25 protein-coding genes are annotated in these 26,592 nt (G+C 65.7%); 16 read left to right on the top strand and 9 right to left on the bottom strand.

Going from position 1 to position 26,592, the window contains the following annotated elements; genetic code table 11:
• Window positions 1-47: 47 nt before the first annotated feature.
• Together NO366_RS09170 and NO366_RS09165 are read left to right on the top strand one after the other, a co-directional pair.
• On the top strand, window positions 48-851 hold the full coding sequence (locus NO366_RS09170) for an SDR family NAD(P)-dependent oxidoreductase (protein WP_256530492.1): 804 nt from the start codon (window positions 48-50) through the stop codon (window positions 849-851).
• A 94-nt stretch (window positions 852-945) separates the two neighbouring features.
• Entirely contained in the window at window positions 946-1,986 is a 1,041-nt protein-coding gene (locus NO366_RS09165; RefSeq protein WP_256530491.1) for an asparaginase, read from the top strand.
• A 21-nt stretch (window positions 1,987-2,007) separates the two neighbouring features.
• Here the strand turns inward: NO366_RS09165 and NO366_RS09160 are convergent, their stop codons facing one another.
• Both NO366_RS09160 and NO366_RS09155 read right to left on the bottom strand, forming a co-directional pair.
• On the bottom strand, window positions 2,008-2,907 hold the full coding sequence (locus NO366_RS09160; protein WP_256530490.1) for a polysaccharide deacetylase family protein: 900 nt from the start codon (window positions 2,905-2,907) through the stop codon (window positions 2,008-2,010).
• 154 nt (window positions 2,908-3,061) lie between these two features.
• Complete coding sequence (locus tag NO366_RS09155) at window positions 3,062-4,207, bottom strand: mechanosensitive ion channel family protein (RefSeq protein WP_256530489.1); 1,146 nt, start codon at window positions 4,205-4,207, stop codon at window positions 3,062-3,064.
• Window positions 4,208-4,379: 172 nt separating this feature from the next.
• Here NO366_RS09155 and mutL point away from each other — a divergent pair, with 172 nt between their 5' ends.
• The 9 genes from mutL to NO366_RS09110 all read left to right on the top strand — a co-directional run bounded on the left by mutL (window position 4,380) and on the right by NO366_RS09110 (window position 14,106).
• On the top strand, window positions 4,380-6,662 hold the full coding sequence (mutL, locus tag NO366_RS09150) for a DNA mismatch repair endonuclease MutL (RefSeq protein ID WP_256530488.1): 2,283 nt from the start codon (window positions 4,380-4,382) through the stop codon (window positions 6,660-6,662).
• 67 nt (window positions 6,663-6,729) lie between these two features.
• Window positions 6,730-7,965, top strand: a complete 1,236-nt coding sequence (gene rtcA, locus NO366_RS09145; protein ID WP_256530487.1) for an RNA 3'-terminal phosphate cyclase — start codon at window positions 6,730-6,732, stop codon at window positions 7,963-7,965.
• 233 nt (window positions 7,966-8,198) lie between these two features.
• Window positions 8,199-9,152, top strand: coding sequence for a bifunctional 2-dehydro-3-deoxygluconokinase/2-dehydro-3-deoxygalactonokinase (kdgK1, locus tag NO366_RS09140; protein ID WP_256530486.1), 954 nt, complete (start codon window positions 8,199-8,201; stop codon window positions 9,150-9,152).
• A gap of 102 nt (window positions 9,153-9,254) precedes the next feature.
• On the top strand, window positions 9,255-10,388 hold the full coding sequence (locus NO366_RS09135; RefSeq protein ID WP_256530485.1) for a hypothetical protein: 1,134 nt from the start codon (window positions 9,255-9,257) through the stop codon (window positions 10,386-10,388).
• Window positions 10,389-10,549: 161 nt separating this feature from the next.
• Window positions 10,550-11,140 (top strand): GNAT family N-acetyltransferase, encoded by a 591-nt coding sequence (locus tag NO366_RS09130; RefSeq protein WP_256530484.1) that lies wholly within the window; start codon window positions 10,550-10,552, stop codon window positions 11,138-11,140.
• A 147-nt stretch (window positions 11,141-11,287) separates the two neighbouring features.
• Window positions 11,288-11,518 (top strand): hypothetical protein, encoded by a 231-nt coding sequence (locus tag NO366_RS09125; RefSeq protein ID WP_256530483.1) that lies wholly within the window; start codon window positions 11,288-11,290, stop codon window positions 11,516-11,518.
• 9 nt (window positions 11,519-11,527) lie between these two features.
• Window positions 11,528-11,944 carry a PIN domain-containing protein gene (locus NO366_RS09120; protein ID WP_256530482.1) on the top strand — a complete coding sequence of 139 codons (417 nt, stop codon included), beginning with the start codon at window positions 11,528-11,530 and terminating at the stop codon, window positions 11,942-11,944.
• A 251-nt stretch (window positions 11,945-12,195) separates the two neighbouring features.
• On the top strand, window positions 12,196-12,483 hold the full coding sequence (locus NO366_RS09115) for a hypothetical protein (protein ID WP_256530481.1): 288 nt from the start codon (window positions 12,196-12,198) through the stop codon (window positions 12,481-12,483).
• A 189-nt stretch (window positions 12,484-12,672) separates the two neighbouring features.
• A complete protein-coding gene (locus tag NO366_RS09110) occupies window positions 12,673-14,106 on the top strand; it encodes a pyridoxal phosphate-dependent decarboxylase family protein (protein WP_256530480.1) in 1,434 nt (477 codons plus the stop codon).
• A gap of 177 nt (window positions 14,107-14,283) precedes the next feature.
• Here NO366_RS09110 and NO366_RS09105 read toward each other — a convergent pair whose 3' ends face one another.
• Complete coding sequence (locus tag NO366_RS09105) at window positions 14,284-15,699, bottom strand: RNB domain-containing ribonuclease (protein ID WP_256530479.1); 1,416 nt, start codon at window positions 15,697-15,699, stop codon at window positions 14,284-14,286.
• Window positions 15,700-15,816: 117 nt separating this feature from the next.
• Between NO366_RS09105 and NO366_RS09100 the strand changes: the two genes are divergently transcribed.
• Together NO366_RS09100 and NO366_RS09095 are read left to right on the top strand one after the other, a co-directional pair.
• The gene (locus NO366_RS09100) at window positions 15,817-16,863 is read left to right on the top strand and encodes an ABC transporter ATP-binding protein (protein ID WP_256530478.1); all 1,047 of its coding nucleotides are present in this window, start codon (window positions 15,817-15,819) and stop codon (window positions 16,861-16,863) included.
• Window positions 16,860-17,675, top strand: a complete 816-nt coding sequence (locus NO366_RS09095) for an ABC transporter permease (protein WP_256530477.1) — start codon at window positions 16,860-16,862, stop codon at window positions 17,673-17,675. Before NO366_RS09100 ends, NO366_RS09095 begins: the two co-directional genes overlap by 4 nt.
• A gap of 137 nt (window positions 17,676-17,812) precedes the next feature.
• Here NO366_RS09095 and NO366_RS09090 read toward each other — a convergent pair whose 3' ends face one another.
• Both NO366_RS09090 and NO366_RS09085 read right to left on the bottom strand, forming a co-directional pair.
• Complete coding sequence (locus tag NO366_RS09090) at window positions 17,813-19,153, bottom strand: metallophosphoesterase (protein ID WP_256530476.1); 1,341 nt, start codon at window positions 19,151-19,153, stop codon at window positions 17,813-17,815.
• A gap of 125 nt (window positions 19,154-19,278) precedes the next feature.
• Window positions 19,279-19,896, bottom strand: coding sequence for a TMEM175 family protein (locus tag NO366_RS09085; protein WP_256530475.1), 618 nt, complete (start codon window positions 19,894-19,896; stop codon window positions 19,279-19,281).
• Between the two features lie 132 nt (window positions 19,897-20,028).
• Between NO366_RS09085 and NO366_RS09080 the strand changes: the two genes are divergently transcribed.
• Window positions 20,029-20,508, top strand: a complete 480-nt coding sequence (locus tag NO366_RS09080) for an RNA-binding protein (RefSeq protein WP_256530474.1) — start codon at window positions 20,029-20,031, stop codon at window positions 20,506-20,508.
• 28 nt (window positions 20,509-20,536) lie between these two features.
• Here the strand turns inward: NO366_RS09080 and NO366_RS09075 are convergent, their stop codons facing one another.
• A complete protein-coding gene (locus NO366_RS09075; protein WP_256530473.1) occupies window positions 20,537-21,232 on the bottom strand; it encodes a DUF1028 domain-containing protein in 696 nt (231 codons plus the stop codon).
• 175 nt (window positions 21,233-21,407) lie between these two features.
• Between NO366_RS09075 and NO366_RS09070 the strand changes: the two genes are divergently transcribed.
• Window positions 21,408-21,821: a DUF302 domain-containing protein gene (locus tag NO366_RS09070; protein ID WP_256530472.1), complete on the top strand. Its 414-nt coding sequence runs from the start codon at window positions 21,408-21,410 to the stop codon at window positions 21,819-21,821.
• A 304-nt stretch (window positions 21,822-22,125) separates the two neighbouring features.
• Here NO366_RS09070 and NO366_RS09065 read toward each other — a convergent pair whose 3' ends face one another.
• From NO366_RS09065 to NO366_RS09055, 3 genes are all read right to left on the bottom strand, one after another.
• Entirely contained in the window at window positions 22,126-22,323 is a 198-nt protein-coding gene (locus NO366_RS09065) for a heavy-metal-associated domain-containing protein (protein WP_256530471.1), read from the bottom strand.
• A 244-nt stretch (window positions 22,324-22,567) separates the two neighbouring features.
• Entirely contained in the window at window positions 22,568-25,171 is a 2,604-nt protein-coding gene (locus NO366_RS09060; protein WP_256530470.1) for a heavy metal translocating P-type ATPase, read from the bottom strand.
• An 86-nt stretch (window positions 25,172-25,257) separates the two neighbouring features.
• Window positions 25,258-25,848 carry an AsnC family transcriptional regulator gene (locus NO366_RS09055; RefSeq protein WP_256530469.1) on the bottom strand — a complete coding sequence of 197 codons (591 nt, stop codon included), beginning with the start codon at window positions 25,846-25,848 and terminating at the stop codon, window positions 25,258-25,260.
• Window positions 25,849-26,222: 374 nt separating this feature from the next.
• Between NO366_RS09055 and NO366_RS09050 the strand changes: the two genes are divergently transcribed.
• The gene (locus tag NO366_RS09050; protein WP_256530468.1) at window positions 26,223-26,579 is read left to right on the top strand and encodes a cell division protein SepF; all 357 of its coding nucleotides are present in this window, start codon (window positions 26,223-26,225) and stop codon (window positions 26,577-26,579) included.
• Window positions 26,580-26,592 lie beyond the last annotated feature (13 nt).

The following is a 26,592-nucleotide window of genomic DNA, read 5'->3' as shown; positions in this document are numbered from 1 at the left end:
CCGCCGGAAGCGCCACACCTATCGCCCGGGCCGAAGACGTACCGACGATGCACGAGCCTGACTTCGGCGTGGCGGGCAAGACCGCCATCGTCACGGGTGCGAGTCGGGGAATCGGACGATCGATCGCGGGGACGCTCGCGGCCGGCGGCGCGAACGTCACGATCTGTTCGCGGTCGATGGATCGGATTGGGCCGGTAGCGGAGGCCATCGATACCGAAACGGGAGCCGGATCGGCCCTCGCCGTCGAGTGCGACGTCCGGGATCGAGAGGCGGTCGAGGCCCTCGTCGACGAGACGGTCGACGCGTTCGGTGACGTCGATATTCTCGTGAACAACGCCGGCGGGGAGTTCGTCGCCCCCTTCGAGGACATCTCGCAGAACGGCTGGGAGACGATTCTGGACCTCAACCTGACGAGCGTCGTCCACTGCTCGCAGCTCGCCGGCGCGGTCATGCGCGAGAGCGACGGCGGCGTGATCGTCAATCTCTCGAGCGTGAACGGTCAGCACGCCGCGCCCGGTGAGAGCCACTACGGTGCGGCGAAAGCGGCGATCATCCGCCTGACTGAGACGCTCGCTGCGGAGTGGGCCGGCGACGGTGTCCGGGTCAACTGCGTCGCACCCGGACTGGTCCAGACACCCGGCGTCGCCGAGACCCTCGGCGTCCAGAGCGACGATATGCCCGCGCGCGAGGAGACGGACCGACGCATCGGCCACGCCGAGGAGATCGCCGACATCGTCCAGTTCCTCGTCAGCCCCGCCGCCTCGTTCGTCACCGGCGAGACGATCACCGCGAAGGGCGTTCCGCCAGTGGGTAACGTCATGTCGCCCGAGGAACTGGGTCTCGACAGCTGAACGAATCGAGCCCACGGTATCTCCGCTGGTGGACCATCATCCCCACACAGACCACCGCACCTACCTTTTCCCCACGCGTCGTCCAATTGCCCACATGAACGTGACCGTTCTCGCGACGGGTGGCACGATCGCGAGCACCGCCGGCGACGACGCTTCCGGGGCGAGTCCGACGAAACGCGGCCGGGAGCTCGTCGAAGCCGTCCCGCCACTTTCGGATCTGGCCGACCTCACCGTCGAGGACGTCGTCCAGGCCCCGAGTTACGAGATGGACGCCGAATCGCTCGAGGCGATCGGCGAGCGCGTGCGGGACCTCGACGCTGACCCGTCGGTCGACGCCGTCGTCGTGACCCACGGCACCGACACGATGGAAGAGACCGCCTACTACGTGGATATCGTCGTCCAGCCCAAGACGCCGGTCGTCCTGACAGGTGCCCAGCGACGGCCGGACGAGGTGAGTGCGGACGGCCCGTCGAACCTGCTGACGGCGGTCCGGGCCGCGCGGGCGTTCCGCGACCACGACCGCGGAGCCGGCGGTACCTTCGTCGCGTTCGACGAAACCGTACACTCGGCGCGTGCGGTTCGGAAAGTCCACACCTCCCGACTCGCGGCGTTCGGCTCCCCCGGTCGCGGGCCGGTCGCCGTCGTCGACCGCAACGGGGTCGCGCTCCGCCGACGGCCCCAGAGCGAGACGGACCCGATTTCAGTAGCCACACTATCAGCCACTGTCGTCGCGATCAAGAGCACCAGTTGTGCGGACGCCACGCTCGTCCGGGCCGCGATCGACCGCGGCGTCGACGGTATCGTCGTGGAAGGGACTGGCCTCGGCAACGTGACCGCCCCGATCGGCGACGCGGTCGCGACGGCGATCGAGGAGGGGATTCCGGTCGTCGTCACGTCCCGCTGTCTCGCTGGACGAACGTCGCCGGTCTACGGCGGCGACGGCGGCGGGCGGACCCTTCGCGACCACGGGGCGATCTTCGCCGGCGACCTCGCGACCGGAAAGGCCCGACTCAGGCTCTCGCTGGCGATCACCGCGGCGAGTGAGCGCGAGTTCGACGAGCCGACAGACGAGCGCGAGTGGATCCGAGACGCGTTCGCCGGACCGCACGAGGAAGTGAGCGGGACGAACGACTAGACGTAGTGTCCGGACGATCGACTAGACGTAGTCGGTCTCACTCTCGTAGACCGACGGGTCGTCGCGGAACGTCTCGGCGATCGTCTCCAGCGTGACGAACGAGGCGTCGTCGTGGCCCTTCACGTACCGAATGAAGTCCTGAAGCAGCGGGATCATGTGGGGGAGGCCGTGGATGTCCGGGTGGATGGTGAATGTGTAGACGCCGGCGCCGCGGCGGTCGGCGAGGAAGTCGAACTGGCGTTTGTAGTACTGTTCGTACATCATCTCTGGGTCCGTGTAGCCGGCGTGGTAGATCGGCTGCTTGATGAACAGCATCGGCGGGATGTCGTCGCGGTACCAGCTGATCGGGATCTCGACGACGTCCGTCTCCTCGCCGTACTCGTAGGGCGTCATCCAGCTGTCTGGGTCCTCCTCGTAGTCGATCTTTTCCCAGCTGTCTCCCTCGCGCATCCAGCCCGGTTCGAACATCCGCTCCATCAGGCTGCTGTCGTAGTCGAACCCGTGCTTCTGGACGAGTTCCGGCGTGTTCTCGCTGAACTCCCACCACGACGCCCGGTGGCCGACGGGCGCCTCGCCGGTGACGTCCTCGATCAGTTCGATCGAAACCGCGAGAATCTCATCTTCCTGTTCGCGCGAGAGGTCGGTGGGGTTCTCGTGAGAGTAGCCGTGCACCCCGAGTTCGTGGCCCCCCGCGGCCACCGCCTCGATTTCGTCGCGAAACGTCTCCAGCGTGTGGCCGGGAACGTACCACGACGTGTCGATTCCTTCCCCGTCAAAGAGCGTCCGCATCCGCGGAATGCCCTCGTTTCCGGCCGCGAGCCCGCGTGAGAGGTCCGCCGGCGAGTCCGCGCCTCCGTAGGAACCGAGCCAGCCGGCGACGCAGTCCGCGTCGACTCCGATCGCGACGTCGATGTCACCCATGGGTCGGGTCTGCCTCCCACGACGAGCGACAAAGCGTCTGTTGGGTGCGGTCGTGACAGTCACCATGCCACTGAATTCACCACATCGCTGTAGCGTGGCCGGGGTTTCGCCGGCCAGTCCGTTGCGCGCCAACTTCGCGGCGTCTTCGTGGAAATCAGGCGCCGCCCGTCGTCGCGTCGTCGTGCGATACCGTCAGGCCGGACTCGTGGTTCGGTTCAGCCGTCTCGTCCGGCGACTCCTCGGAGACGACGTGGACGTCCCGCTTCGGGTACGGGATCTCGATCCCCGTGTCCAGCAGTCGCTTGTATATCTCCCGGTTGAGTTCGTGGTGGGCCTTCTTGACGCGCGTGGGCGAGCCGACCCAGCACAGCAACTCGTACTCGAGCGCCGAGTCGCCGAACGCACGAAACCGCATCCGGGGTTTCGGGGAGTCGAGAACGAGCGCCTCCTCGTCGGCGATGGCGAGGGCCAGTTCCTCGAACGCGTCGATATCGGTGCCGTAGGCGACCCCGATCGGGACTTTGAGCCGGCGCCGTCGCTGCGGGCCGGAGTGGTTGATGATGCGCGTGGCGTTCAGGACCGAGTTCGGAACGGTGACGAGGACCTCGTCGCGCATCATGAGCGTCGTCGACCGGACGCCGACTTTCACGACCGTTCCCGTCTCCCCCGTGTCGAGTTCGACGAAGTCGCCGATCTTGTACGTGTCGTCGAAGTACAATGCGATCCCGCCGAAGAAGTTGGCGACGGTGTCCCGGGCGGCGAACCCGACCGCGATGCCGGCGACCCCGGCTGCGCCCAGCAGCGGCGAGATGCTGTATCCCCAGACCGAGAGCAGGACGACGACGGTCCCGCCGACGACCACGAGCGTCCACACGTTCGAGAAGACCGGCGCGAAGTCGAAGCGGGAGTGCTCGTCGTTGACCGTCTCGACGATTCGATTCACCAGCCGGTTGGCCGCGACCGCCCACGCGAGGACGATGACCGAGAGCGACGGGTTACCGAAGAACGTCTGAAGCTGCCCCGGATCGAAGAGGACGTTCTCGCGGACGGACTCGACCTGTGTGAGCACGAACACGCCGGCGAGGGCCGCGGTCACCACGAGCGGCAACCTGAGTTCGCTCACGAGGATGTTGTCGTACTTGGTCTCCGTCCGCTTCGAGAGGCGGAGCAAACCCCGAAGGACGAGGAATTCCAGTGCCAGAGCGACGGCGAGCGAGGCGCCAATCAGCAGCGTGGTGGTCTGCCAGGGCGGGACGTCCGTGAAGACCCCCATCAGCCCCGCGAGTGCCGAGTCGATCATTGACTTCGAATAGGATCGTACCGAAGTAACTGTTTCTAGCGTGAGTGAGTCACATCTTGACGTGTCGGAACCGTTTTGGGCGAAAGAGTAGACGCCGTTCCGGGTGGATCGCACCGGAGTGAACACACTCATAGGGGTAGCCGACCAACCAACTTCAGACTCGGCTTCACCAATGGACGGAGACACCGACATCCACCGGCTCGACGAGGACACGGTCGCCAGGATCGCCGCCGGCGAGGTCGTCGAGCGGCCCGCGAGCGCGGTGAAGGAACTCGTCGAGAACAGCCTCGACGCCGACGCGACCCGGATCGACGTCACCGTCGAGGCGGGCGGGACGGAACTGATCCGCGTGGCCGACGACGGACTGGGGATGAGCGAGGCCGACCTCCGGGCCGCGGTCCGCCAGCACACGACGAGCAAGATCGCCGATCTAGAGGACCTGGAGGGCGGCGTCACCACGCTGGGATTCCGGGGCGAAGCGTTACACACCATCGGCTCAGTCTCGCGACTGCGCATCCGGAGTCGACCGCGGGCGAACGGTGATGGAGGCAGCGCGACCGAGACGACGGGAACCGACGCCACCGGCACCGAACTCGTCTACGAGGGCGGCGAAGTGACGAGCGTCGGCCCCGTCGGCTGCCCCGAGGGAACGTCGGTCGAGGTGACCGACCTCTTCTACAACACGCCCGCGCGGCGGAAGTTCCTCAAGACGAAAGCCACGGAGTTCGCCCACGTCAACCGAGTGGTGACCCGGTACGCCCTGGCGAACCCGGACGTGGCGATCTCGCTGACCCACGACGGCCGCGAGGTGTTCGCGACGACCGGGCAGGGCGACCTCCAGGCCGCGGTGCTTTCGGTCTACGGTCGCGAGGTCGCCGCCTCGATGATCCCCGTCGAGGCGAGCGGCGACGACCTCCCGACGGGGCCCGTCGAGTCCGTCTCGGGCCTCGTCTCCCACCCCGAGACCAATCGCTCGACGCGGGAGTACCTCGCCACGTACGTCAACGGCCGCGCGATCACCGCCGACGCCATCCGCGACGGGATCGTGGGCGCCTACGGCACCCAGCTCGGAACCGACCGCTACCCCTTCGTCGTCTGCTTTCTCTCCGTCCCGGGCGAGGCTGTCGACGTCAACGTCCACCCGCGCAAGCGCGAGGTCCGCTTCGACGACGCCGACGCCGTCCGTCGACAGGTCGATTCGGCCGTCGAATCCGCGCTGCTCGACCACGGCCTCCTCCGATCGGGCGCACCGCGTGGGCGGTCGAAACCCGACGAAGCGACCGTAGAGCCCGAATCGGCGTCCCACCGTACGGACACGGATCCGACGCGCTCCAGTGATGGAGTCGTAGTGCCCGAGGACGAGGCAGGACGCGGCGAGACCGTCTCAGAGAGCGAGACGGCCTCAGTGCACGACGCAGACGCAGCGAGTCGAGACCGCGGAGACGGGACCGACGTGGTAGCGAAGAGTACGGGGACGGACGGAACCGTGACTGCGGACGGCCGACGGTCGGAATCGGCACGCGGAACCCAGGGCAGTCGACCCGACTCTCCGGCCGACACTGCAGTGGACGTCGACAACTCACCCGACGCCGGATCGTCGATCGATTCCAGTTCCCCGGGGCCGACGGGCGATTCCGGTTCCCCGACGCCGACAGGCGATTCCAGTTCTACGGCACCGACGGACGGTTCCGGTTCTACAGCACCGACAGACGGCACCGACACCTCGACGCCGACGGGCGGTTCCGAGGGCGACTCACGATCACTCGCCGAGCCGTCTCGGAAGTTCGCCGTTACGAGCGACCAGCGAACGTTAGACGGCGACGTCGCCGAGATCGAGAGCGAGTACGAGACGCTCCCGCCGCTGCGCGTCATCGGACAACTCCACGACACCTATCTCGTCTGTGAGACGCCCGACGGGCTGGCGCTGATCGATCAGCACGCGGCCGACGAGCGGGTGAACTACGAGCGACTGCAGCGGGCCGTCGCCGAGAATCCGGCCGCGCAGGCGCTCGCCGATCCCGTCGAACTCGAGTTGACGGCGGCCGAATCGGCCGCGTTCGCGGACGTGGCCGAGGCCCTCACGCAACTCGGCTTCCGGGCCGACCGCGTCGACAAGCGTACCGTCGCCGTGACGGCGGTCCCGGCCGTCTTCGACCAGACGCTCGACCCCGCCCAGCTCAGAGACGTGCTCGCCGCGATCGTGACCGGCGACGGCGCAACCGGTGCCGAAACCGTCGATACGATGGCCGACGAGTTCCTCGGCGACCTCGCGTGTTATCCCTCGATCACCGGAAACACGTCGCTTCACGAAGGGTCGGTGCGCGAATTGCTCGACGCCTTAGACGACTGCCGGAATCCCTACGCCTGCCCGCACGGCCGTCCCGTGATCGTCCACGTAGACGAGACGGAGATCGAGGAGCGCTTCGAGCGAGATTACCCGGGCCACGGCGGGTAGAACATCCGAATTCGGCCGGTCCGAACGAACCCACACACCGATACCGCCCGCCCCCGAACGCCCGTGTATGCTCGAACTCGACGGGACCGACGCAGGCGGGCAGTTCCTGCGATCGGCGCTGTCACTCGCCGGAATACAGGGATGCGCCGTTCGGATCGAAAACGTCCGTGGCGACCGATCGACGCCCGGTCTGCGACCACAACATCTCGCCGTCGTCGAGACGATGGCAGCAATCTGCGACGCGGACGTCACCGGAGCGGACGGCTCGGCTGGCTACGGAGCGGACGGAACGACCCTCGACATCGGAAGCGAGACGGTAACGTTCGATCCCAGACGGACCGTCGACGTCCCTGCCGAAACCGTCGACGTCCCTGCCGAAACCGCCGACGATCCCGGACGAGAGGACGACGGGGACGAGTGGGAAGCCGGCGATTTCGGCGAGACTGAGTCCGAAACGCCACCCGACGACATTCCGGGTGGCACGTACGCAGTCGACATCGGGACCGCCGGTAGCGTCACTCTCCTGTTCGACGCCGTCCTCCCGCTCGCGACGCGGCTCGCCAGCCCGCTCACCCTCACCGCCACCGGCGGGACGGACGTGACGTGGTCGCCGACGCTCGACTACTACCGCCGCGTCAAGCTACCACTACTGCGGCGATTCGGACTGCAGGCTGCCCTCTCGGTCGACCGGCGCGGCTTCTATCCCGCGGGCGGCGGGGAGGTGACGCTGCACCTCGCGCCCTCGCGTCTGGACCCGATCCGACTCGGCGAACGCGGACCACTCCGCGGGGTGCGCCTCTACTCGACCGAATCCGCCTCGCTCGCCGATCGATACGTCGCCGAGCGCCAGTTACAGGCGGCGATGGATCGGCTGGAGGGAGCGGTCGATACTGGGCGGGACGACGATCTCGTCACCGAGCGCGTGGTGACGACCGCGCAAAGCGACTCGCCCGGGTCGGCCATCGGCTGTCGGCTCGACTTCGAGACCGGAATCGCGGGAACCGACGGCCTCGGCGAGCGGGGGAAGCCGGCGGAGCGAGTCGGCGAGGAGGCGGCAGCCGCCGCGATTCGTCTCGTTTCGGGGGCGACCCCGGTAGATCGACACCTCGCCGACCAGCTGCTCGTCCCGCTCGCACTCGCCGGCGGACGCGTCCGGATCCCGGCCGTCACCGACCACGTCGAGGCGAGCCTGTCGCTGCTCGGCGCGTTCGGATACGATCTAGTGTGTGAGCCGACGCCGGAAACCGACGACTCCGATACCGATGGCGCCGACACCACTGACTACCTCGTAACGGCGACCTGAGACGCGAATCGGGCGACCGGCGTGTCACACTGAGCGCGAGGGTGGAGTAGCCGATTGTAAAGATCAGACATTCAGCACGAGATAGGGGTCGTTGAATCGGCACAAGGGCGGCTATCCTCCGTCGCCGTCGGTACAGAAAGGCCACCACTTATGACACGTCCTCTCGTGGCACCGCCTATGAGTGACTACCACACGCGGACGAGGGTGCCCCGCCGGCGGGTGCCGAGGGTGCGATGAGCGATCTCGTCACGTTCGGCGAGTCGTTGCTCCGACTCTCACCGCCGGGAGACAACCGCCTCGAGGCAGCGACCTCCTTCGAGGTGCAGGCCGCAGGTTCGGAGAGTAACGTCGCCGTCGCGGCAGAACGGCTGGGCGCCGTCTCGACCTGGCTGTCGAAGCTCCCGGAGACGCCCCTCGGCAAGCGCGTCGTCGGAGAGTTACACCAGTACGGCATCCGGACCGACGTCGCCTGGAGTCGCACCGGCCGGGTCGGCACCTACTACCTCGAGACGGGTGGGGATCCCCGCGGGTCGAACGTCGTCTACGACCGTGAGGGGAGCGCCGTCACGACGGCGACACCGGACGAGCTCAATCTCGATCAGCTACGCGACGCCCGCGTCTTCTTTACGTCCGGTATCACGCCAGCGCTCTCGCCGGAACTGCGTGAGACGACGAAATACCTCCTCCAGGCGGCACGAGAGGCCGGAACGACGACCGCACTCGACGTCAACTACCGACGCAAGCTCTGGTCGCCCCAGGAGGCCCAGGAGACACTGACGGGACTCTTTCCCGGCGTCGACGTCCTGATCATCGCCGCTCGGGACGCAAAGACCGTCCTGGGATTCGAGGGCGACCACCGCCAGCTCGCACACAAACTGGCTTCGCAGTTCGACTTCACGACGGTCGTCGTGACGCGCGGGAGTCAGGGCGCACTCGCCTGGCACGATAGCGTCGTCCACGACCAGGACGCGTTCGAGACCGATACGATCGAGCCGATCGGCGCGGGCGACGCGTTCACCGGCGCGTTCCTCGCCCGCCGACTCGCCGGCAACGACGTCCAGCGCTCGCTGGAGTACGCCGCCGCGACGGCGGCGATCAAACGAACGATTCCGGGCGACGTGGCACGTCTTTCGCAGTCCGAGGTCGAATCGGTCGTCTCCGACGGCGTTCCGATGGTTTCGCGGTGAGACGGCACCACCCGTCTCGACCCTCGCGGCGGACGCAGTTCGGGACGTGTGGACGGTTTTGCCAGAAGGGGTTTTTCCGTGACGACGACACTCCCGGACGCAATGACCCGCACGACAGCCGCCGTGCTATCCCTCCTCCTGGTGACGAGCCTGTTCGCGATGGCCGTCCCGGGAACGGTGATGGCGACCGAGGAATCGCAAGCCAACGACACCTACGCTGGTGCCCACGTCGACTTCGCCGTCGACGGAGACGCGATCGCGAATTACAGCGTCGACGGCGAGGAGACGTTCAGCGACGTTCGCGTGCAGTCCCGGTCCGACACCGGCCTCGGTGGCGCCATCGGGCTCGGCGCGATCGTGGACATCGACGGGGCCGGCCTCTCGCTGGCCGCCCAGACAGAAACCAGCGCGACGATCAGCGCCCAGAGCGGCGCCGAGCTATCCGCGCACGACACGCAGCAGGGCCACCTCGTCGTCCCTGCGGGTGGCAGTTCGCAGGTCGTCGAAGCAGATCTCGCGAGCGGCGCCTCGGCGTCGAACGAGGGCGATACGGTCGTCGTCGATTCGGGCGAGCGTGACGGGGCGTTCATCGTCGTCGGCGACGGCGAGGTGACGGTCACCGACGACGGCAACGTCGCCGCGGATCACCCGGGCGACGCGACGCTCGTCTTCCGCTCCTACGCCGACGGGGAACGAGACGACCAGGCGAAAGCCGAAGAGGCCCTCATCGCGAACGGCTCGGCTGCGGCCGAACTCGCCGTCGAACAGCGAGGTGGCGAACTCGTGAGCGAGACGGTCACCTACAGCGAAGAGACGACGACCGAAGTGAGCACCGAGGCGGCAAACCAGGTCGAGGTCACGATCGACCGCTCTGTTAGCAAGGGAACGGTCGTCCTGACGACCGTCTCCGAGGCGGCGGTCGGTTCGTTCGAGGACCTCTCGGTCGCCGTCGACGGCGAGGCGGCCGCGAAGGCCAGTACGATGTCCGAACTCGAAGCCGGCGCGGCCGGCGAAGAGCCGCGCTACATGGTCACCTCGACGAACGAAGCCCGGGGAGAGGCGACAGTTGCCGTCGCGATCGACCACTTCTCCGAGCGGACGATGACCATCTCCGGCGAGGACACAGGTGACTCCGAGGGCGGCAGTTCGCTCCCCGGCGCCGACTCGCTGCCCGGCTTCGGGCCGATCGCCGCGCTGTTCGGCCTGCTCACCGCCGTCGGCGCACGGCTTCGATAACACGACTTCGCGTCGGCTGCTCCCAACAGCCGGCACGGATCGGTCGTCGCGATCGGAATCGATCCGGTCGATCGCGACTCGAACGGCCCTCCGTCTCGACGAGACGACACCCCACTACGTCCGAGCGAACGCTTTTTTCCCCGCCGTGCAGATCGCAGTGTGTGACTGACACTGTCCGTGTGGCCCGCCCGGACGACGGGGCGGTCGTGCAGGCCGTCGCCCGCGAGAGTTGGCACGCCGCCTACGACGACGTCGTCGGGGCCGAGACGGTCGACCGGACGATCGACCGGTGGTACGCACTCGATTCGCTCGCCGACACTATCATGGACGCCGCCGGCCGGGACGACGCGACGTTTCTCGTCTTCGAGCGAGTGGGTTCACCCAACGGCGACGACGCCCCCCACGTCGACAGCGCTCGACCCGGTACAGACGGCGACGAGTCGACGACAACCGAGTCGGAAATCGTCGGCTTCGCCCACGCCGGCCCACACCCGGACCGCACAGGCACGGCGAAGCTCTCGCGGATCTACGCACGGCCGCGCGTCTGGGGCGAGGGCATCGGAAGTCGCCTCCTCGAACGTGTCGAACGCGAACTCGGTCCACACTTCGAGACGCTCTGGCTCGAGGTACTCGCCGACAACGACGTCGGCGTCTCGTTCTACGAGGCCCAGGGCTTCGAGCGGGTCGGCGAGCAGGAGAGCGTCCTCGGCGACGGCGAGGTGCGCGAGTACATCTACGAGAAGGGGCTGTGAACCGCCGCGGGAAACTATCGAGTCGGACAACCGGATCGGATGCACTGTCGCGACTCCGAACGGAGCGACTACTGCAGCGTCCGTGAAAGGAGTAGAAAAGTGAAGGCACCGAAAAGCACAGTATCCTGTGTGTTCATAGAGTCCTGTATGCCGAGCATCACGGTCAACGTGACCGACGACCTCAAAGACCGAATGGAAGAACATCCGGAGATCAACTGGAGTGCGGTCACGCGGCATGCAATCCAAGAAAAAGTCGACGCGCTCGAAGTGATGGACCAACTCACAAGCGAGAGCGACCTCACAGAAAGCGACGTGCAGGAAATCGCCGATAAGATCAACGAAGGTGGGCGGGAACGCACCGAAGAAGAATTGGCGTAGATTCGGCGAATGAGGCTAGTAGTCGACGCAAACGTGGTCATTTCTGCACTCATCGCGGATTCGAAGACGCGGGAACTCCTCGTCACGATCGAATCCAGTCTGTTGACGCCCGCGTTCGTCCGTACCGAAGTCGCGAACTACGAGGCGCTGATCGTCGAAAAATCCGGAATGAAGCCCGGCAGAGTCGAACAGTTTATCGATCTTCTGTTCCAGTATATCGACGTCGTCTCCGTCGACGAATTTTATCCGGCCATCGAGCCGGCACGAGCAGCGATCGGCGACGTCGATCCGGACGATGTCCTGTATCTCGCGTGTGCGGTCGATCAGGAGGCAGCGATCTGGAGCGATGACGCTGACTTCGACGAACAGAATCTGGTCGAGACGTACACGACGAACGAGGTACTCACGTCGTTCGAAACGCAATAATTCAAACGCATACACCCACCGGTATCGACCAATACTCGTCCGACAACGGAAAACGGTGTGCAGCGCACTCTCGTCCGAACGGAAGTCGGTTTTGTGCGGTGTTCAAATGAGTGGTCGACGGCGGTCGCCACCGAGTTGAATTCTCGTACTGCCGAGGGCGTCGACGCGCGGAAGTGTGAGGAGCCAACTAACTAGTTTCAGATCGGTCTCGGCGGTAAACGTATATATTCGTAGTCAGTAAAACCACGGACATGGACGCGAAAGAGAAAGCGGCCACCGACGGTGGTATGCCCCCTGGTTTCGACCAGGAGGCACTCTACGCCACTGTCTATGCCGCGACGAAAGATGCGATGCTCGCGACGCTTGCAACGGGTGTGTATCTGCTTCTTGCCGCGTTCTTCGTCTTCGGCGGTGTGGATCTCGCACTCACCAACTCGGGAACGGCCAGTATCGTCTGGGGAACCTGCGTGAGTCTGCTCGGATTTGCCATCGCTGCGGAGGCGACGAGCGTCACTTCGCTGTTGGGTCGCTTTCGCTGAGGGGAGGGTTCGTCCGCGAGCCGACCGTATCGACCCTGTTGACACACCGTTCGACGGTGTCTGCTGCGAGGGTGTACGATCGATCCCTCGGCGACTGCGTGGAAAGAGGACTCCAGGATTTGCGGAGGGGCTCTCAATTTCGTTCGACGAGACCACATATTCAAACTCACTGCGGATCTGTGGATAGACGTGAATCAGTCCACCATTCCGCAAGCGGGATTTATCGATCCGAGCGGTGGCAACGCTGCGGCCGTCCGTGACCTCGCTGCGGACGTCATCGATCAACTCCTCGAGCAACTCGAAGCAGCCGACAACCGATCGCCGTTGCCGGAGGGGTCGACCATCCCCTCGAATACGATCCCGGACTCGTCACGGTCCCAGGATGACGTGCTCGACGACCTCGAGACGATCGTTACTGACTCGATGAATCCCGCCCATCCCGGATACATCGGCCACATGGACACGATGCCGACGACGGTCTCCGTGTTGGGCGATCTCGTCGCATCGGCAGTCAACAACAACATGCTGAGCGTGGAGATGTCACCAGTGTTCTCCGAACTCGAGGTCCAGCTGACCGAGCAAATCGCCGACGAATTCGGTCTCGGGCCTGACGCCGGCGGGGTGCTTTCAAGCGGCGGCAGTCTGGCGAATCTCCACGCCCTCTCGGTCGCCCGGAATCAAGCCTTCGACGTGCACAAGAAAGGGCTCGCCGGTGTCGATCGCAAGCCAGTGTTGTTCGCGTCGGAGGTCGCACACACGTCGCTACAGAAAGCCGCTATGCTGCTCGGACTCGGGACCGAGGCCGTCATCCCGGTCGAGACGGACGACAACTCTCGAATGGATCCGGCCGCGCTGGACCAGCGGATCGAGCGGGCGAAACGGAACGGCAACGCACCGTTCTGTATCGTCGCGACAGCCGGGACAACGACAACGGGGAACATCGACCCGCTCCCAGCGATCCGGGATATCGCCGACGAACACGATCTGTGGTTCCACGTCGACGCGGCCTACGGCGGGGCCCTCGTGTTCTCAGACGCCGAACGCGACCGGCTCGATGGAATCGACGCTGCCGACTCGGTGACGTTCAACCCCCAGAAGTGGTGCTACGTCGCCAAGACCTGTGCGATGTCGCTGTTCGCGGACGCCGACGTCCTGCAGGAGGAGTTCCGGATCGGGGCCCCGTACATGCGTGGCGACGATGCAATCCCGAATCGCGGCGAACTGAGCGTGCAGGGGACACGACGGGCAGAAATCCTGAAACTCTGGCTTACCTTTCAGCATCTCGGCCGTGACGGACTCGAACAGCTGATCGACGAGGGCTATCGCCTGACGACCGTGATTTGCGACCGCATCGTCGAGCACGACAGTTTGGAACTCGCCAGCAAGCCAGAACTGAACCTCGTCTGCTTCCGGGCGGTGCCAGAATGGTGTCCGCCGGAGGAGCGCGACGACCTGAACGATCGACTCCAACAGACGCTGCTCTCCGAGCACGACATCTTCGTATCGGCACCGACATATCGTGACAGCCGATGGCTGCGAGTTGTCCTCCTGAACCCGTTCACCGGAGCGGAAACTATTCAGCGACTGTTGAGTGGGATTGATGAGTTCTTAAACGAAAAATGAGATAACAGAAAGCCGGTGTCGGGGAGGGCACGCAGCAAAACATCCTCCGAGGTCGCGTGGCCGTTGAGTCGGTACGGACAGTGACCGATTGAATCCCCAACCGACCGACCAGCCAGACGCCAGCATTCGCGGGACCCTCCGTGTGAACGATGCGACGACACCGATACCGAAAACTGGTCAGATCGTCGTCTCAGCGTCCGCTGAATCCACGACCTCGATACCCCGATTGTTGACCGCCATCGGGTCTAAGCCGACCTCCTGGAGGAACTGTTTGTACTCGCGCTCGCACTGTTCGGCGTCTTTCTGCTTGTCACTGGCGCGGTCACAGAGGGCGACGAGGTTCTCCGGAACGTCGTTCTGGTAGACGATCCAGTGGTTGATCAGGTCAGAGAGTCGGCGGATGGGGCTGGTGAAGTGGCCGTAGATCTCGAAATTGAGCGCGTGGTGGCCGCCGAAGGGGTCGTTCATGTACTTCGCGCGGGGCATCACCTTCATCACGGCCCACTGGATCTTGTCGAGCTGGCGGCCGGGCGCTTCCTCCAGAGTGGCGTTGACGGCCTTTCGCGGGTCGTCCCACTTGTCGCCGGGGATCGAGACGCCGTCTAATTCCTGGATCTCCTGGAGCGCCTTCGACCATTCGTCGGGGCTCGGCTGTGGGTGGACGCGGTACATCGCTTCCACGCCGCGATCCCACATGAGCGTGTGCGTGACGGCCTTGTTGGCCTTCAGCATGCACTCCTCGATGATGGTGTGGGCCCGATCGCGAGAGGGGTTGAGGACGAGTGAACCGTCCTCCTTGCGCTGTTCGTGCATCTGGTCGGCGAGTTCGTAGACGAGCGCGTTCTCCTCGTGCAACGGGGCGTCCGGGTCGTCGAGTCTGTTCTCGGCCTGACTGTAGGTGAGGCGCTCGTCGGACTCGATGACGGACTTGTAGATGTCGATCGACTCGTAGCCCAGATGCTCCTTGTCCAGGTGCATCTCGACCGTGTGGGCGAAGCGCTCCTCGTTGGGAACGAGCGAGCAGACCGATTCGGCGAGGATCGGCGGTAGCATGTGGATGGTGTAGCCCGGCAGATAGACCGTGTTCCCGCGCTCGACGGCTTCGTCCCACATCGCCGTCTCGGGATTGACGTAGTGTGTGACGTCCGCGATGTGCACCCAGAGCACGTACTCCTCCTCGCGCTCTTCGACGGAGATGGCGTCGTCGAAGTCCTGGGCGTCGATCGGGTCCGTCGTCCACGTCGGCAGGTCGCGCAGGTCCCGCCGGTCGTCGATCGCTTCGTCGATGTCGTCCTGGACGTCACCCGTCAGTTCCTCGGCCTCCTGTCTGACCGCCTCGGGGAACTCGTCGCGGATCTCGAACTTCTCGAAGAGTTCCTCCCGTTTGTTATCCAGGTGACGGGCCAGCTCCTCGTCGATCAGGACGGGACCCTGCCCCTCGGCCGTGCCGGCTTCGGCCTGGGCGTCGGCCGCCTCGTCGGTCTCGGCCGTCCCGTCGTCCGCGGTCGCCGCGTCGTCGACTTCGTCGGCGGCCGCTTTCTCGGCGTCGTCTGCGGCCGGCGTCTCCCCGCCGACCGGTTCGTCGTCGCTCATAGCCCCTCCTTGGAGCGACCGGGTGAAAGTCGTGTCGGGACCCGGACTCACACTGTCTCACTGTGGCGACAGAGACTGATGGCAACGCTTACACGTTGGGGACGGAAACCACCGTCCATGGCCGCCATCCAACTCAGCGGCGTCACGAAGACCTACGGTGACGTCGCCGCCCTCCGCGGCATCGACCTCACCGTCGAGCGCGGCGAGGTCTTCGGCTTCCTCGGCCCGAACGGGGCCGGCAAGTCGACGACGATCGATATCCTCCTGCGCTATACGCACCCGACCGACGGCCACGTCGAGGTCCTCGGCCACGACGTGGCGACCGAACCCGTCGCCGTCCGACGCGAGACCGGCGTTCTCCCCGAGGGCTTTGCCCCCTTCGAGACGATGACCGGACGCCAGCACGTCGAGTACGCCATCGAGGCGAACGCGGCCGACGACGATCCCGACGAGTTGCTCGAACGCGTCGACGTGGCCCACGCCGCCGATCGCCTGGCGACGGGTTACTCGAAGGGGATGGCCCAGCGGCTCACCCTCGCGACGGCGCTCGTCGGCGACCCTGACCTGCTCATCCTCGACGAACCGTCGACGGGACTCGATCCGCACGGCGTCCGGACGATGCGCGAGATCGTTCGCGAGGAGTGCGACCGGGGCGCGACGGTGTTCTTCTCGAGTCACATCCTAGAACAGGTCGAGGCGGTCGCCGACCGCGTCGGAATCTTGAGCGACGGCCAACTGCTCACCGTCGACACGATCGACGGCCTTCGGGACGGCGTCGGCGCAACGGGCACACTGACCGTGACGCTCGATCCTGATGCGACCAAACCGACCGAACCAACCGGACGCCCCGGTGGCACCGCGACGGCGGAGGCGACTGGAACTCCCAGTGAGACTGTCGGGCCGTCGACCTCGGGGTCGAGCCGACGAGCGACCGCGGATCCGGGCCAGCGATCCGTCGCCGAACCAGGCGCCGTCGTCGAGTCGATCGACGGAGTCGACGCCGTCAGCCGGCGCGGAGACGAACTGGTCGTCACCTGCCGCCGCGAGGCGAAGCTGGGCGTCCTCGACGAACTGCGTGACGCCGGCCTGGTGATCCGCGACTTCACCACCGAGGAGACGTCGCTCGAAGATCTCTTCGTCTCCTACACGGAGGGTGAGCGATGAGCTGGACGCTGATCGCCCAGAAGGAGATCGGCGACCTCCGGCGGAACCGCCAGCTCTACGGAATGGTCGTCCTGTTCGGTGCGATGTTCGGCCTGCTCGGCTACATCCACGCGAACTCGGTGAACGATGGATTCGGCTCACCGAACGAGTTGATCATGCTGATCGGAATGCTCGGCACGTACATCATTCCAGCCGTCGCGCTCATGCTCTCCTACGAGACCATCGTCAAGCGCCGGCACAACGGCCAGCTGGAACTCCTGCTTGGATTTCCCCACCACCGTCGAGACCTCGTCCTCGGCGGGTACGTGGGCCGATTTCTGGTCGTCGCGACAGTGATCGTCGCCGGCCTCTGGGCCTGTGGAATGGTCGTCGTCCTCATGGGAGCGACGGTTCCCGGAGCGGCGTACATGACGTTCCTGTTCGTCTCGCTCGCGCTCGCACTGGCCTACACGGCCGCCGGGATCGCCATCTCGGCGAGCGTTCGCTCGCCATCGTGGGCCTCGGTCGCCACCTTCAGCGTCTACCTCATGTTCGTCCTCGCCTGGCGAATCGTTCCCTCGGGCCTCGCGTACCTGCTAAATGGGTTCGAGCAGCCAGCCACCTCGCCGTGGTGGACGGAGTACGTCCTGACGCTGTCGCCGAACCTGGCCGTCGAAGAGATCTTCGTCCGGACGCTTCCCGAATCGACCGCCGAGTCGATCGCGCTCGCTGGGAGCGGTTCTGGCATCGAATTCGCCGCGATCGTCCTGCTGGCCTGGATCGTCCTGCTTCCCCTCGTCGGCTACCTGCGCTTCGACCGAACCGACCTCTAGACCCGTTCGAGCAGCCCAACGATTTCGAGGCCCATCTTCCCGGGAGCCGGCGTGTGGCCATCCGGCCGGTCAGAGCCGGACCACCGCGTCGGCACTTCTATCGGCCGCGGCCGTACAGCACGGTGCTTCGGTCGCGTTCAGTCGTCATCGTCCGCTGGCACGTCGAGGGGACCGTCGGGATCGACCACCGTTCGGTCGGGGATCGGATTCGGCGCCGGCGGGTGGCGGGCGACGAGTCGCTGGAATCGCGTGAGATCCGCCGGGTCGTCCCGCTCGATCTCGTCGAACTCGACGACGATCCGGTCGTCCTCGGCGACGATGCGAACCGCGGTTAATCGAAACGTCGGGTAATACACGCCCGGCAACCGGGAAAACCAGGTCTCGACGTGCTGGAGTTTCTTCAACCAGGTGCCGGTGTTGACGACGACACGGTCGCCCCACCGGGTGAGCGACGCGCGGTGGGTGTGCCCGTAAACGTAGACGGCGACGTCGGGGTGCGACTCGAAGACAGCGTGCGCGGCGTTCAGGAACGGTTCGTCCCCCTGGCCGACGCGAACGCCGGACAGCATGACGCCGAATCGCCCGAGCGTGTGTCTGAGATCCCGTCTGAAAAACCACAGCGGGACCGCGAGCAACAGCAGGATCGCGACGATCACGACGTTGATGGAGACGATGAGTTCGAGGACGATGTCGGCGACGCCGAGGGCGTGAACGACGGGATTGTCGGTGAACAGCCACCGCGGGACGAGGCCGACGCTCTCTAAGACGGTCCCGACCAGGTACACCAGCGTGATGTTGAAGAACAACAACAGCGGGACGACGATCGCCCGCAGGACCGGACTCATCTCCCGGTAGAAGTAGTTCGAGAAGAGCCAGCGCGGGATCTCCTCCATCGGGGTGACCGACTGGATGTCCCGGAGCCAGTTGCCCCTGGCACGATCCGAGTAGCGGCCCGCGGCGTCGACGATTCGCTGGACGACGAAGTACCCGACCGGCAGCGCGTCCGGGTTGCCCCAGTCCGGCATTCGGTTGTTCGAGTCGTGTTGCTGGCCGTGTTCGATCCAGATTCGGGCATCACCCACCTCCCGTGTGATGGCGATGGCCGGCTCCAGCGAGATGTTGTACGCAGCGAGCCGATCGACGTGGGACTGTGAGCACGCGAGATCGTAATCGTGGTTGCCCGGAATGAGCGTGATATCGATCGCCTCGCCGGTCGCGCGAAACTGCTCGAACACGCGCGGGTGGTCCTCGATCACTCGATCGAGTTTCGCGGGACTCGACGCGGTATCGGGCCGGTCCGACACGTCGTCGTACTCCCAGAGACCGAACGCGTCGCCGTTGATGATCAGTTCGACGTCGCCGCCGCGTCCTTCGAGGTCGGCGAGAAACGAGACGAGTTCCGCCTCGCAGTCGAGCGTAGTGAGTTGCTCCTCGCCACCCATGTGAAGGTCGCTGATAAAGACGTACTCGGTGGCCATTCGGGTGTCGGATGCCGGGCTACCACGGGTGACGGAATAGTGGTTTGCCCGACGCGGTCGACCCACCAATTTCCGCTCCGCAGCGATTCAGCACCGGCCAGCTGGAGCCGGTGGCGGTTCGACCCTCACCGCTCCAGTGCCTCGGTCGCGCGCCCGTAGTACCGGACCCAGAGTAGTTGAAGCGGCGCAATGAGGGCGGGAACGACGTACGCGAGCGAGAGGTTCACGGTGGCGACGGCGATCGAGAGCGCGAACGTCGCCGGCGAGATGAGCCCGCGAATCGTGATCAGGCGAGCGAGACGGGCGTCGATCCGGTCGGACGTGAACCCGGCGTGGGCGGCGTACGCCCAGACGGCGGTCAGCGTGATGCCGACCAGCGAGAGATTAACGGCGTACAGGACCCAGGCGAACGTCGTCCCGTACGTGCCCAGCACCTCCGTCGGGTACGGGAGAAAGGAGATCGATAGCAAGAAGCCGAGGTTGAGCCACAGGAGGAGGCGATCGTGTTCGACGATATCACGGAAGAGATTGTGGTGAATCGTCCAGTAGAGACCGACGATGGCGAAGCTCAGCACGTAACTGACGGCCAGCGTCTCCTGGTCGGCCAGCGCGCCGGGGAGCGCCGAGGGGTCCACGTCCGGCACCTCGAACTGCAAGACGAGCAGCGTGAGCACGATGGCGAGTACCCCGTCGGTCAGCGCCTCGATGCGGTCGGTGCCGTCGCCACCGAGGAGTGCGACCATACGCCTCTCTCGACCCCGAGCGACGAAAAGCTCGTCCGGAGACCCGCTCGGCGAGACGAGCCGATTCGGGGCGAACCACTCCGTTCGGGGCGAACCTCACTCGTTAAATGGGCGCGCGCGGAAGGGGCGAGTATGCAGGTGAAATCGCGCCACCACCTCCGAAGCGACGACGTCTCGGCGGTCGAGACGGCCGTCGGTGACCGTCTCGGCGTCGATCTGGACGGGGACGCCTACGAACTGGTCGAGTTCGAAGATTCCGACTGGGAGGTCGTCCTCGTCGACGGCGAGCCACTGGTCGCGTACTTCGACGAGGAGCCGTTCCTGACCGTCCGCGGAGCCAACGCCACCGAGCCGTCCGATCGGCTCGTCATCGTCGACGCCGGCGCCGTCTCGTTCGTCAGCGACGGCGCCGACGTGATGCGGCCCGGTATCGCCGACGTCCGCGGCGACGTCACCGAGGGGGATCTCGTCCTGATCGCCGAGGAGTCCCACGAGAAGGTGCTCGCCGTCGGTCGCTCGCGCGTCGATAGTGACGACCTGCTCGGCGACTCCGGCAAGGTAATCGACTCGCTTCACTTCGTCGGCGACGACCTGTACACGTTCAGCGGGTGATCGGTGCTACACCCGATCCGTCTGTCGGCTAAGGCGTCTCCTCGTCACGCTCCGCCACCCGCTCGAGGAGCGTCTCGTGGGCCTCGGCGGCGAGTTCGTACGTCTCCCGGAGGTCTGCGATCGGTTGGCGACTGGCGTCGATCCGGAGGTCGCGCGTCGAGGGGTCGAACTCGTACGCTTCGGTATCTTCGACCAGCAGTGCAGCGCTCTGTACGGAGAGGCCCTCGCGTTTGTCACCGCCTTCGACCTGACCCGCCTCGAGGGCGTCTATCAGGCGTTCCTCGAGCGGTCTGTCCTCGTCACGCTGGGCCTCGTAGGTCTCGGCGACGGCCTCGACGACGGATTCGCCGGCCAGCAGATTGCCGGCCACGGTGTAGCGATCGCCATCGAGGTGTCCGTACCAAGGACCGCACTCGTCGCCGGAGAAGACGAACGTGGTCTCGGCGTCGACGCCGTGGAGCTGGCGCAGTGGTGCACCGTCGTCTGCCGCGAGTAACGCGGGGAGCGCGTCGTCGACCGCGAGGCCGTCGTCGACGTAGGCGATTCCGTCGCGACCGAGATCGACGTTCACGTGACTCTGTGTGGCGATGGCTCCGTTCTCGGTGACGAACGGACAGAGACGGCCCACAGCAGGCAGCCGCGTCGTCACCGCGACGCCGAACCGGTGGTGCTCGCAGCCCTCGTCGGCCTCGTAGGGTTCGTGAACGCAGACGCTGAACGTCATGGACGCCACCAGTGGCGTCGGCGGCATAACTGTGGGTTTCGAGGCAATACGAGGCGGAATCCAGCGTACGGTGGCGACCGTCGTCCCACCCGCTCCGCCACGACAGTCGGGGTCTGTCGCACACCGGCGGGTCCGTACCCACACCGTTAAGCCATCCAGCCGACAATTGTATTGCATGGGTTACACAATACGGACGACCGTGGAGAGTGACTTCGACGACGTCGTCGACGAGACGATCGAGGCGCTCGAATCGGAAGGGTTCGGTGTCCTCTGTGACATCGACGTTCGAGCGACGTTCGCGAAGAAACTCGACGAGGAGTTCCGCCAGTACCGAATTCTGGGGGCGTGCAATCCGGCGCTCGCTCGCGATGGGCTGGACGAAGAGATCGAGCTCGGGGCGTTACTCCCCTGCAACGTCGCGGTCTACGAAACCGACGAGGGATCGATCGCCGTGAGCGCAGTGGATGCGACCGAACTGGTCGGGCTCACCGACTCGGCCGCGCTGGACTCGATCGGGGACGAGGTTCGCGACCGATTCGAGCGCGTGGTCGGGACGGTCGAGGACGCGTTCCGCCACGCCGGGGAGTGAGCCGGGGCGAACGAGAGGGGATCCCGCAGGACCAGCTGCGAGTCGCTCCCCAATCACGGGACAGCCCAGTGGTTGCGCCGTGCGATCAGGTGTTCGTCCAACGAGGGGACACCCGCGCCCGACGGACCCAACGAGGGGTGCAGACACACCCCAGACCGGCCGACCCGTCGTTCGCGTGCGCCGCCGGTGCGACAGGCGGCCGGCGTGGTCCGCCGCATCGATCGTCAATCGACACCAGTCAGGGGTGCACCGAAAGGTGACGTCGCTGTGAGTGAGACGGCGCGTCTCGGGACGACACCCTCCCTCACGGGGAGGCGTCGTACCCGGCGTCTGCGACGGCCTCGACCAGCGCGTCGGTGTCCGCCGACCCTTCGACGGTCGCAGCACCCGATTCGTGATCTGCGCTCGCAGTCGTCACGCCGTCTACGTCTTCGAGCGCGTCTTCGACCGTTTGTTCACAGTGTCCGCAACTCATTCCGTCGACAGTGATCCTTTCTGCCATCCTCTCGTACTACGGGAGTGACCGTTTTCTTCCTTGCTACTTCGAATCCAAAGTCGTCGGGTCGGTAGAACTGTGGTTCGAAAGTTACCATCGTACTTCCGGTGACGACGTCCTGCCGACCGTGTCGAGCGCCAGCGCTGCGCACTGAGACCGTCGTCCTACTCACACCGGCGGCGCGATGTGTGACAGTTATCTGTCATCCATCGGCGGCTGACGAGGGGGGCGAGGGACCCGCCTCCGCGGCCTACCGCCACCTGTAGAGGAGGCGGTACTCCTCGTCAGGCGTGTACCGACGGAACAACAGGCTGTTCGACAGGACCGACACGCTCGAGAATGCCATCGCTCCGGCGGCCAGCACGGGCTGGAGCAGCCCGAGCGAGGCCAGCGGGATGAGCGTCGTGTTGTAGCCGAGCGCCCAGACGAGGTTTTGCTTGATCTTCTGGAGCGTCGCGTCCGAGATCCGGATCGCCTTCACCACGTCGACCGGGTCGTCGCGCATCAGCGTGACGTCCGCGGCTTCGATGGCGACGTCGGTGCCGCTACCGATCGCCGTCCCGACGTGGGCGACCGCCAGCGCGGGCGCGTCGTTTACGCCGTCACCGACCATCATCGCCGTGCGGCCCTCGTCCTGGATCGCCTCGACCGCGTCGGATTTGTCCTCGGGGAGGACCTCCGCCCGGACGTTCTCCGGATCGATCCCGACCTGTTCCGCGACCGCACGGGCCGTCCGCTCGTTGTCGCCGGTCAGCATCATCACGTCGACGGCGCGCTCGTGGAGGGCGGCGACGGCCGTTTTCGCGCTCTCCTTGACGGTGTCGGCGTCGGCGACGACGCCGCGGAGGTCGCCGTCGATAGCCACCAGCATCGCCGTCTTGCCCTCGTTCTCGAGGCGTTCCATCGTCTCGGCGGCTGGTTCGGGGTCGATCCCCGCGTCCCGGAGGAGCTTCCGGTTACCGACGAGGATCTCACGACCGCCCACCGTCGCCTGAATCCCGTGACCCGGGACGTTCTCGAACGCGTCGGGCTCGTCGATGTCGAGGCCCCGCGCTCTGGCGCCGTCGACGATCGCCTGGGCGAGCGGGTGTTCGCTGCCGCTCTCGGCCGCCGCAGCGAGTGCGAGGACGTCGTCTTCGGAACGGCGATGTTGTGCTTCGAGTTGACCGCCGTCCGTGGCCGGGTCGCCACCGTCAGCCGCGGGCGCACCGTCTCCGTCGAACACGACGACGTCGGTCAGTTCCATCTCGCCTTCGGTGAGGGTTCCCGTCTTGTCGAAGACGACGGTGTCGACGTCCTTGGCGCGTTCGAGGATGTCACCGCCCTTGAACAGGACACCGTTCTGGGCGCCGATCGTCGTCCCGACCATGGTCGCCGCGGGCGTCGCGAGACCGAGCGCGCAGGGACAGGCGATGAGCACCGCGGAGGCGAAGACGACGATGGCGAACTCGAAGACGGAGATAGTTCCGCCGGCAACCGCGGGGCCGCCCGCGACCTGGCCCCACAGCGGGAGCCAGTCGACGAAGCCCGCGAGCGGTTGGGGGAAGAAGAACCAGACGGTCCCCCAGAAGAGGGCGTTCGCGATGACCGCGGGGACGAAGTACGCCGAGATCCGGTCGGCGAGGTTCTGGATCTCCGGCTGACGCGCCTGGGCGTCCTTTACCGTGCGGACGATCTGCTGGAGGGCGGTATCCCCGCCGACCTTCGTCGCCTCGACGGTCAGTACGCCGTTCTCGTTGATCGTCGAGCCGACGACCTCGTCGCCATCTGACTTCTCGACGGGGACGGACTCGCCGGTGATCATCGACTCGTCGACGGCGGATTGGCCGTCCACGACGACACCGTCCGTGGGAATCTTCTCGCCCGGCCGCACCTTCAGCCGGTCGCCAACGACGACGTCCTCGAGTGGAACGTCCTCCTCGCTGCCATCCTCGCGGACGACCGTCGCCGTCTCCGCCTCCATCTCGAGGAGTTTCCGGAGCGCGTCACCGGCCTGGCCCTTCGAGCGCGCCTCGAGGTAGTTCCCGAGCGTGATGAACACGAGGATCAGCGCCGCCGTGTCGAAGTACGTCTCGCCGGCGACCAGCCCGAGTAACACCGCGACGCTGTAGACGTAGGCGGTCGAGGAACCGAGCGCAATGAGGACGTCCATGTTCGCGCGCCCGTTCTTGACGATGGCCTTGTAGGAGTTCACGTAGAAGGGCCGCCCTAGGACGAACTGGACGGGCGTCGCGAGCAGAAATCCGACCCACTCGAACTCGAACCCGAAGAGTTCGTCAGGGAAGACGGTCCCACCGAGGAGGAACCGATCGGTCAGGAAGAACAGGAATGGAACGGACAGGATCGCGCCGAACAGGGTCAATCGGAGCTGTTTGCGGATCTCCTCGTTTCGCGCCGCGTCCCGGCGGTCCTGTTCGGACTCGTCGTCACCCTCGCCGCGGATCGGCGTGTAACCGGCTTCCTCGACGGTCTCGTACAACGTTTCGCGGGAGACCGCCGCTGGGTTGTACGCGACCTGCGCCTCGTCCGTCGCGTAGTTCGCCTCCGCGTCGATGACGCCCGGGACCAGTTCGAGGGCCTCCTCGTTGGTCGCAGCGCAGTTCGCACACGTCATGTCCGCGATGCCGATCGAGACCGTCTCCCGGCGGGCGTGATACCCGGCTGCCTCGATCGCGTCGTAGATCTCGGCGATCGAGACCGCCGATGGATCGTACGTGACTGTGCCCTCGTCCGTCGCGAAGTTGACGGCTGCCTCGGTGACGCCGTCGAGCGCTTCCACCGCGTCGGTGACAGACTGTGAACAGTTGGCACAGCTCATCCCCTGGATCTCGAGCCGCGCGGTTCGGGTACTCATTGGGTCAATATACGTTCCACTCCCTTACCCCGCTTTCTACTTAGATAGCAAAGTGATACCGGGCCCCTTCTTTCGAATTCAAAGGGTCACGCGCCGGCCTCGAACCGGTCGTAGCGCTCTACGAACCGGCCCTGACACGACGAACAGCAGAAGTGATACAGTTGCCCGTCGATCCGTTCTGATTCGCCTTCGCTGTCGACCGTGTTCCCACACTCGGCGCACGTGAGTGCGAAGGCCGTGCCGCCGAACGACGGTCGCCACGCGACGTCGTCGATCAACGTAACCGAGTACTCGACGGACGTCTCGCCATCGAACAGGTCGTCGATCCACTGTCGGACGTTTTGAACTTGGGCGCGCGCGTAGAACCAGAGATCACCGTCTGCCGTCAGAAACACGTGTTCGACCGCCTCGTCGGACTCGACCCGGTTCTGAAGCTCCGCGATGGCGTCTGACGGTACCGCCGCCTGGACGAACACCGGCACGCCCGCCTGCAACTGCGACCGGTCGACGTCGACGGTGAACCCGTTGATGACGCCCGCCTCCCGCAACCGGGTCACGCGATCGGAGACGGCCGGTCCCGAGAGACCGACCTCGTCGCCGATGGTGCTGAAGGGGCGGCGTGCGTCCTCGCCGAGCAATCGGAGAATCTCGAGATCAGTCTCGTCTAGGGGATGCATGGCGGCCGTAGGCCGTCCAGACAAGTATATCTCCCGGATCGGTTTCGGATCGCAAGTCGCAGCCGCACACGGGCTTCGAACGCAATGGGAGAGATCGTCGTAACTCCAAGTCGTCGTCGGGTCGGCCACGGGATCGGAGACGGCGACGTACGAGGGAGTGACGAACGTCTGCACGGGTGTGTGAAGTCGCGACGGCGCTCTCGTCGGCCAGGGTGCCGATCGCGAAGCGGACGGAGGCGACTCGCAAATCGGTGGTGTCACCCTGCAAAGGGGACGGCGTCGACTCGCGGCGTGGACAGCGACGGCGGGAGCGCTCGGCGCGTGAAACTCCGTCTGACGTAAGTATTATACTCGCGGCGGGGGACGTGCTTTCCATGGGACTTATGAGCAAAATTCTCGGCGGTGGCGGGACCAGAACGACCGAGGACTACGTAGAACTCGACGTCGACGACATCGCCGCCGAGTCGGGCGAGGCGGCGATGTGCGTCCGCTTCGCCGAGATCGACGGCCAGTCCGCGACGATCGATATCAAAGACGCCGTCTACGACGGCGACATGGTCGTCGCGGACATCACCCGTCTCCGAACGAAGGACAAGACGGTCGAGCACGTCCTAGACGAGCTCCGACAGGTCGTCCACGAGGTCGGTGGCGACATCGTCCAGAAGGGCGACGACCAGATCATCGTCACGCCGACCGGCGTCTCCATCTCCCGGGAAAAGCTCGGCCAGTAGCGGCCGGAGCCCG

Origin of the sequence: Halovivax cerinus (assembly GCF_024498195.1) — an archaeon.
GTDB classification, from domain to species: Archaea; Halobacteriota; Halobacteria; order Halobacteriales; family Natrialbaceae; genus Halovivax; species Halovivax cerinus.
This window is presented reverse-complemented; position numbering and strand designations above follow the sequence as displayed.

Coding starts and splice junctions, on each gene's coding strand:
- NO366_RS09170 (WP_256530492.1), top strand. CDS start 48: ATGCACGAGCCTGACTTCGGCGTGGCGGGCAAGACCGCCATCGTCACG.
- NO366_RS09165 (WP_256530491.1), top strand. CDS start 946: ATGAACGTGACCGTTCTCGCGACGGGTGGCACGATCGCGAGCACCGCC.
- NO366_RS09160 (WP_256530490.1), bottom strand. CDS start 2,907: ATGGGTGACATCGACGTCGCGATCGGAGTCGACGCGGACTGCGTCGCC.
- NO366_RS09155 (WP_256530489.1), bottom strand. CDS start 4,207: ATGATCGACTCGGCACTCGCGGGGCTGATGGGGGTCTTCACGGACGTC.
- mutL (WP_256530488.1), top strand. CDS start 4,380: ATGGACGGAGACACCGACATCCACCGGCTCGACGAGGACACGGTCGCC.
- rtcA (WP_256530487.1), top strand. CDS start 6,730: ATGCTCGAACTCGACGGGACCGACGCAGGCGGGCAGTTCCTGCGATCG.
- kdgK1 (WP_256530486.1), top strand. CDS start 8,199: ATGAGCGATCTCGTCACGTTCGGCGAGTCGTTGCTCCGACTCTCACCG.
- NO366_RS09135 (WP_256530485.1), top strand. CDS start 9,255: ATGACCCGCACGACAGCCGCCGTGCTATCCCTCCTCCTGGTGACGAGC.
- NO366_RS09125 (WP_256530483.1), top strand. CDS start 11,288: ATGCCGAGCATCACGGTCAACGTGACCGACGACCTCAAAGACCGAATG.
- NO366_RS09120 (WP_256530482.1), top strand. CDS start 11,528: ATGAGGCTAGTAGTCGACGCAAACGTGGTCATTTCTGCACTCATCGCG.
- NO366_RS09115 (WP_256530481.1), top strand. CDS start 12,196: ATGGACGCGAAAGAGAAAGCGGCCACCGACGGTGGTATGCCCCCTGGT.
- NO366_RS09105 (WP_256530479.1), bottom strand. CDS start 15,699: ATGAGCGACGACGAACCGGTCGGCGGGGAGACGCCGGCCGCAGACGAC.
- NO366_RS09100 (WP_256530478.1), top strand. CDS start 15,817: ATGGCCGCCATCCAACTCAGCGGCGTCACGAAGACCTACGGTGACGTC.
- NO366_RS09095 (WP_256530477.1), top strand. CDS start 16,860: ATGAGCTGGACGCTGATCGCCCAGAAGGAGATCGGCGACCTCCGGCGG.
- NO366_RS09090 (WP_256530476.1), bottom strand. CDS start 19,153: ATGGCCACCGAGTACGTCTTTATCAGCGACCTTCACATGGGTGGCGAG.
- NO366_RS09085 (WP_256530475.1), bottom strand. CDS start 19,896: ATGGTCGCACTCCTCGGTGGCGACGGCACCGACCGCATCGAGGCGCTG.
- NO366_RS09080 (WP_256530474.1), top strand. CDS start 20,029: ATGCAGGTGAAATCGCGCCACCACCTCCGAAGCGACGACGTCTCGGCG.
- NO366_RS09075 (WP_256530473.1), bottom strand. CDS start 21,232: ATGACGTTCAGCGTCTGCGTTCACGAACCCTACGAGGCCGACGAGGGC.
- NO366_RS09070 (WP_256530472.1), top strand. CDS start 21,408: ATGGGTTACACAATACGGACGACCGTGGAGAGTGACTTCGACGACGTC.
- NO366_RS09065 (WP_256530471.1), bottom strand. CDS start 22,323: ATGGCAGAAAGGATCACTGTCGACGGAATGAGTTGCGGACACTGTGAA.
- NO366_RS09060 (WP_256530470.1), bottom strand. CDS start 25,171: ATGAGTACCCGAACCGCGCGGCTCGAGATCCAGGGGATGAGCTGTGCC.
- NO366_RS09055 (WP_256530469.1), bottom strand. CDS start 25,848: ATGCATCCCCTAGACGAGACTGATCTCGAGATTCTCCGATTGCTCGGC.
- NO366_RS09050 (WP_256530468.1), top strand. CDS start 26,223: ATGGGACTTATGAGCAAAATTCTCGGCGGTGGCGGGACCAGAACGACC.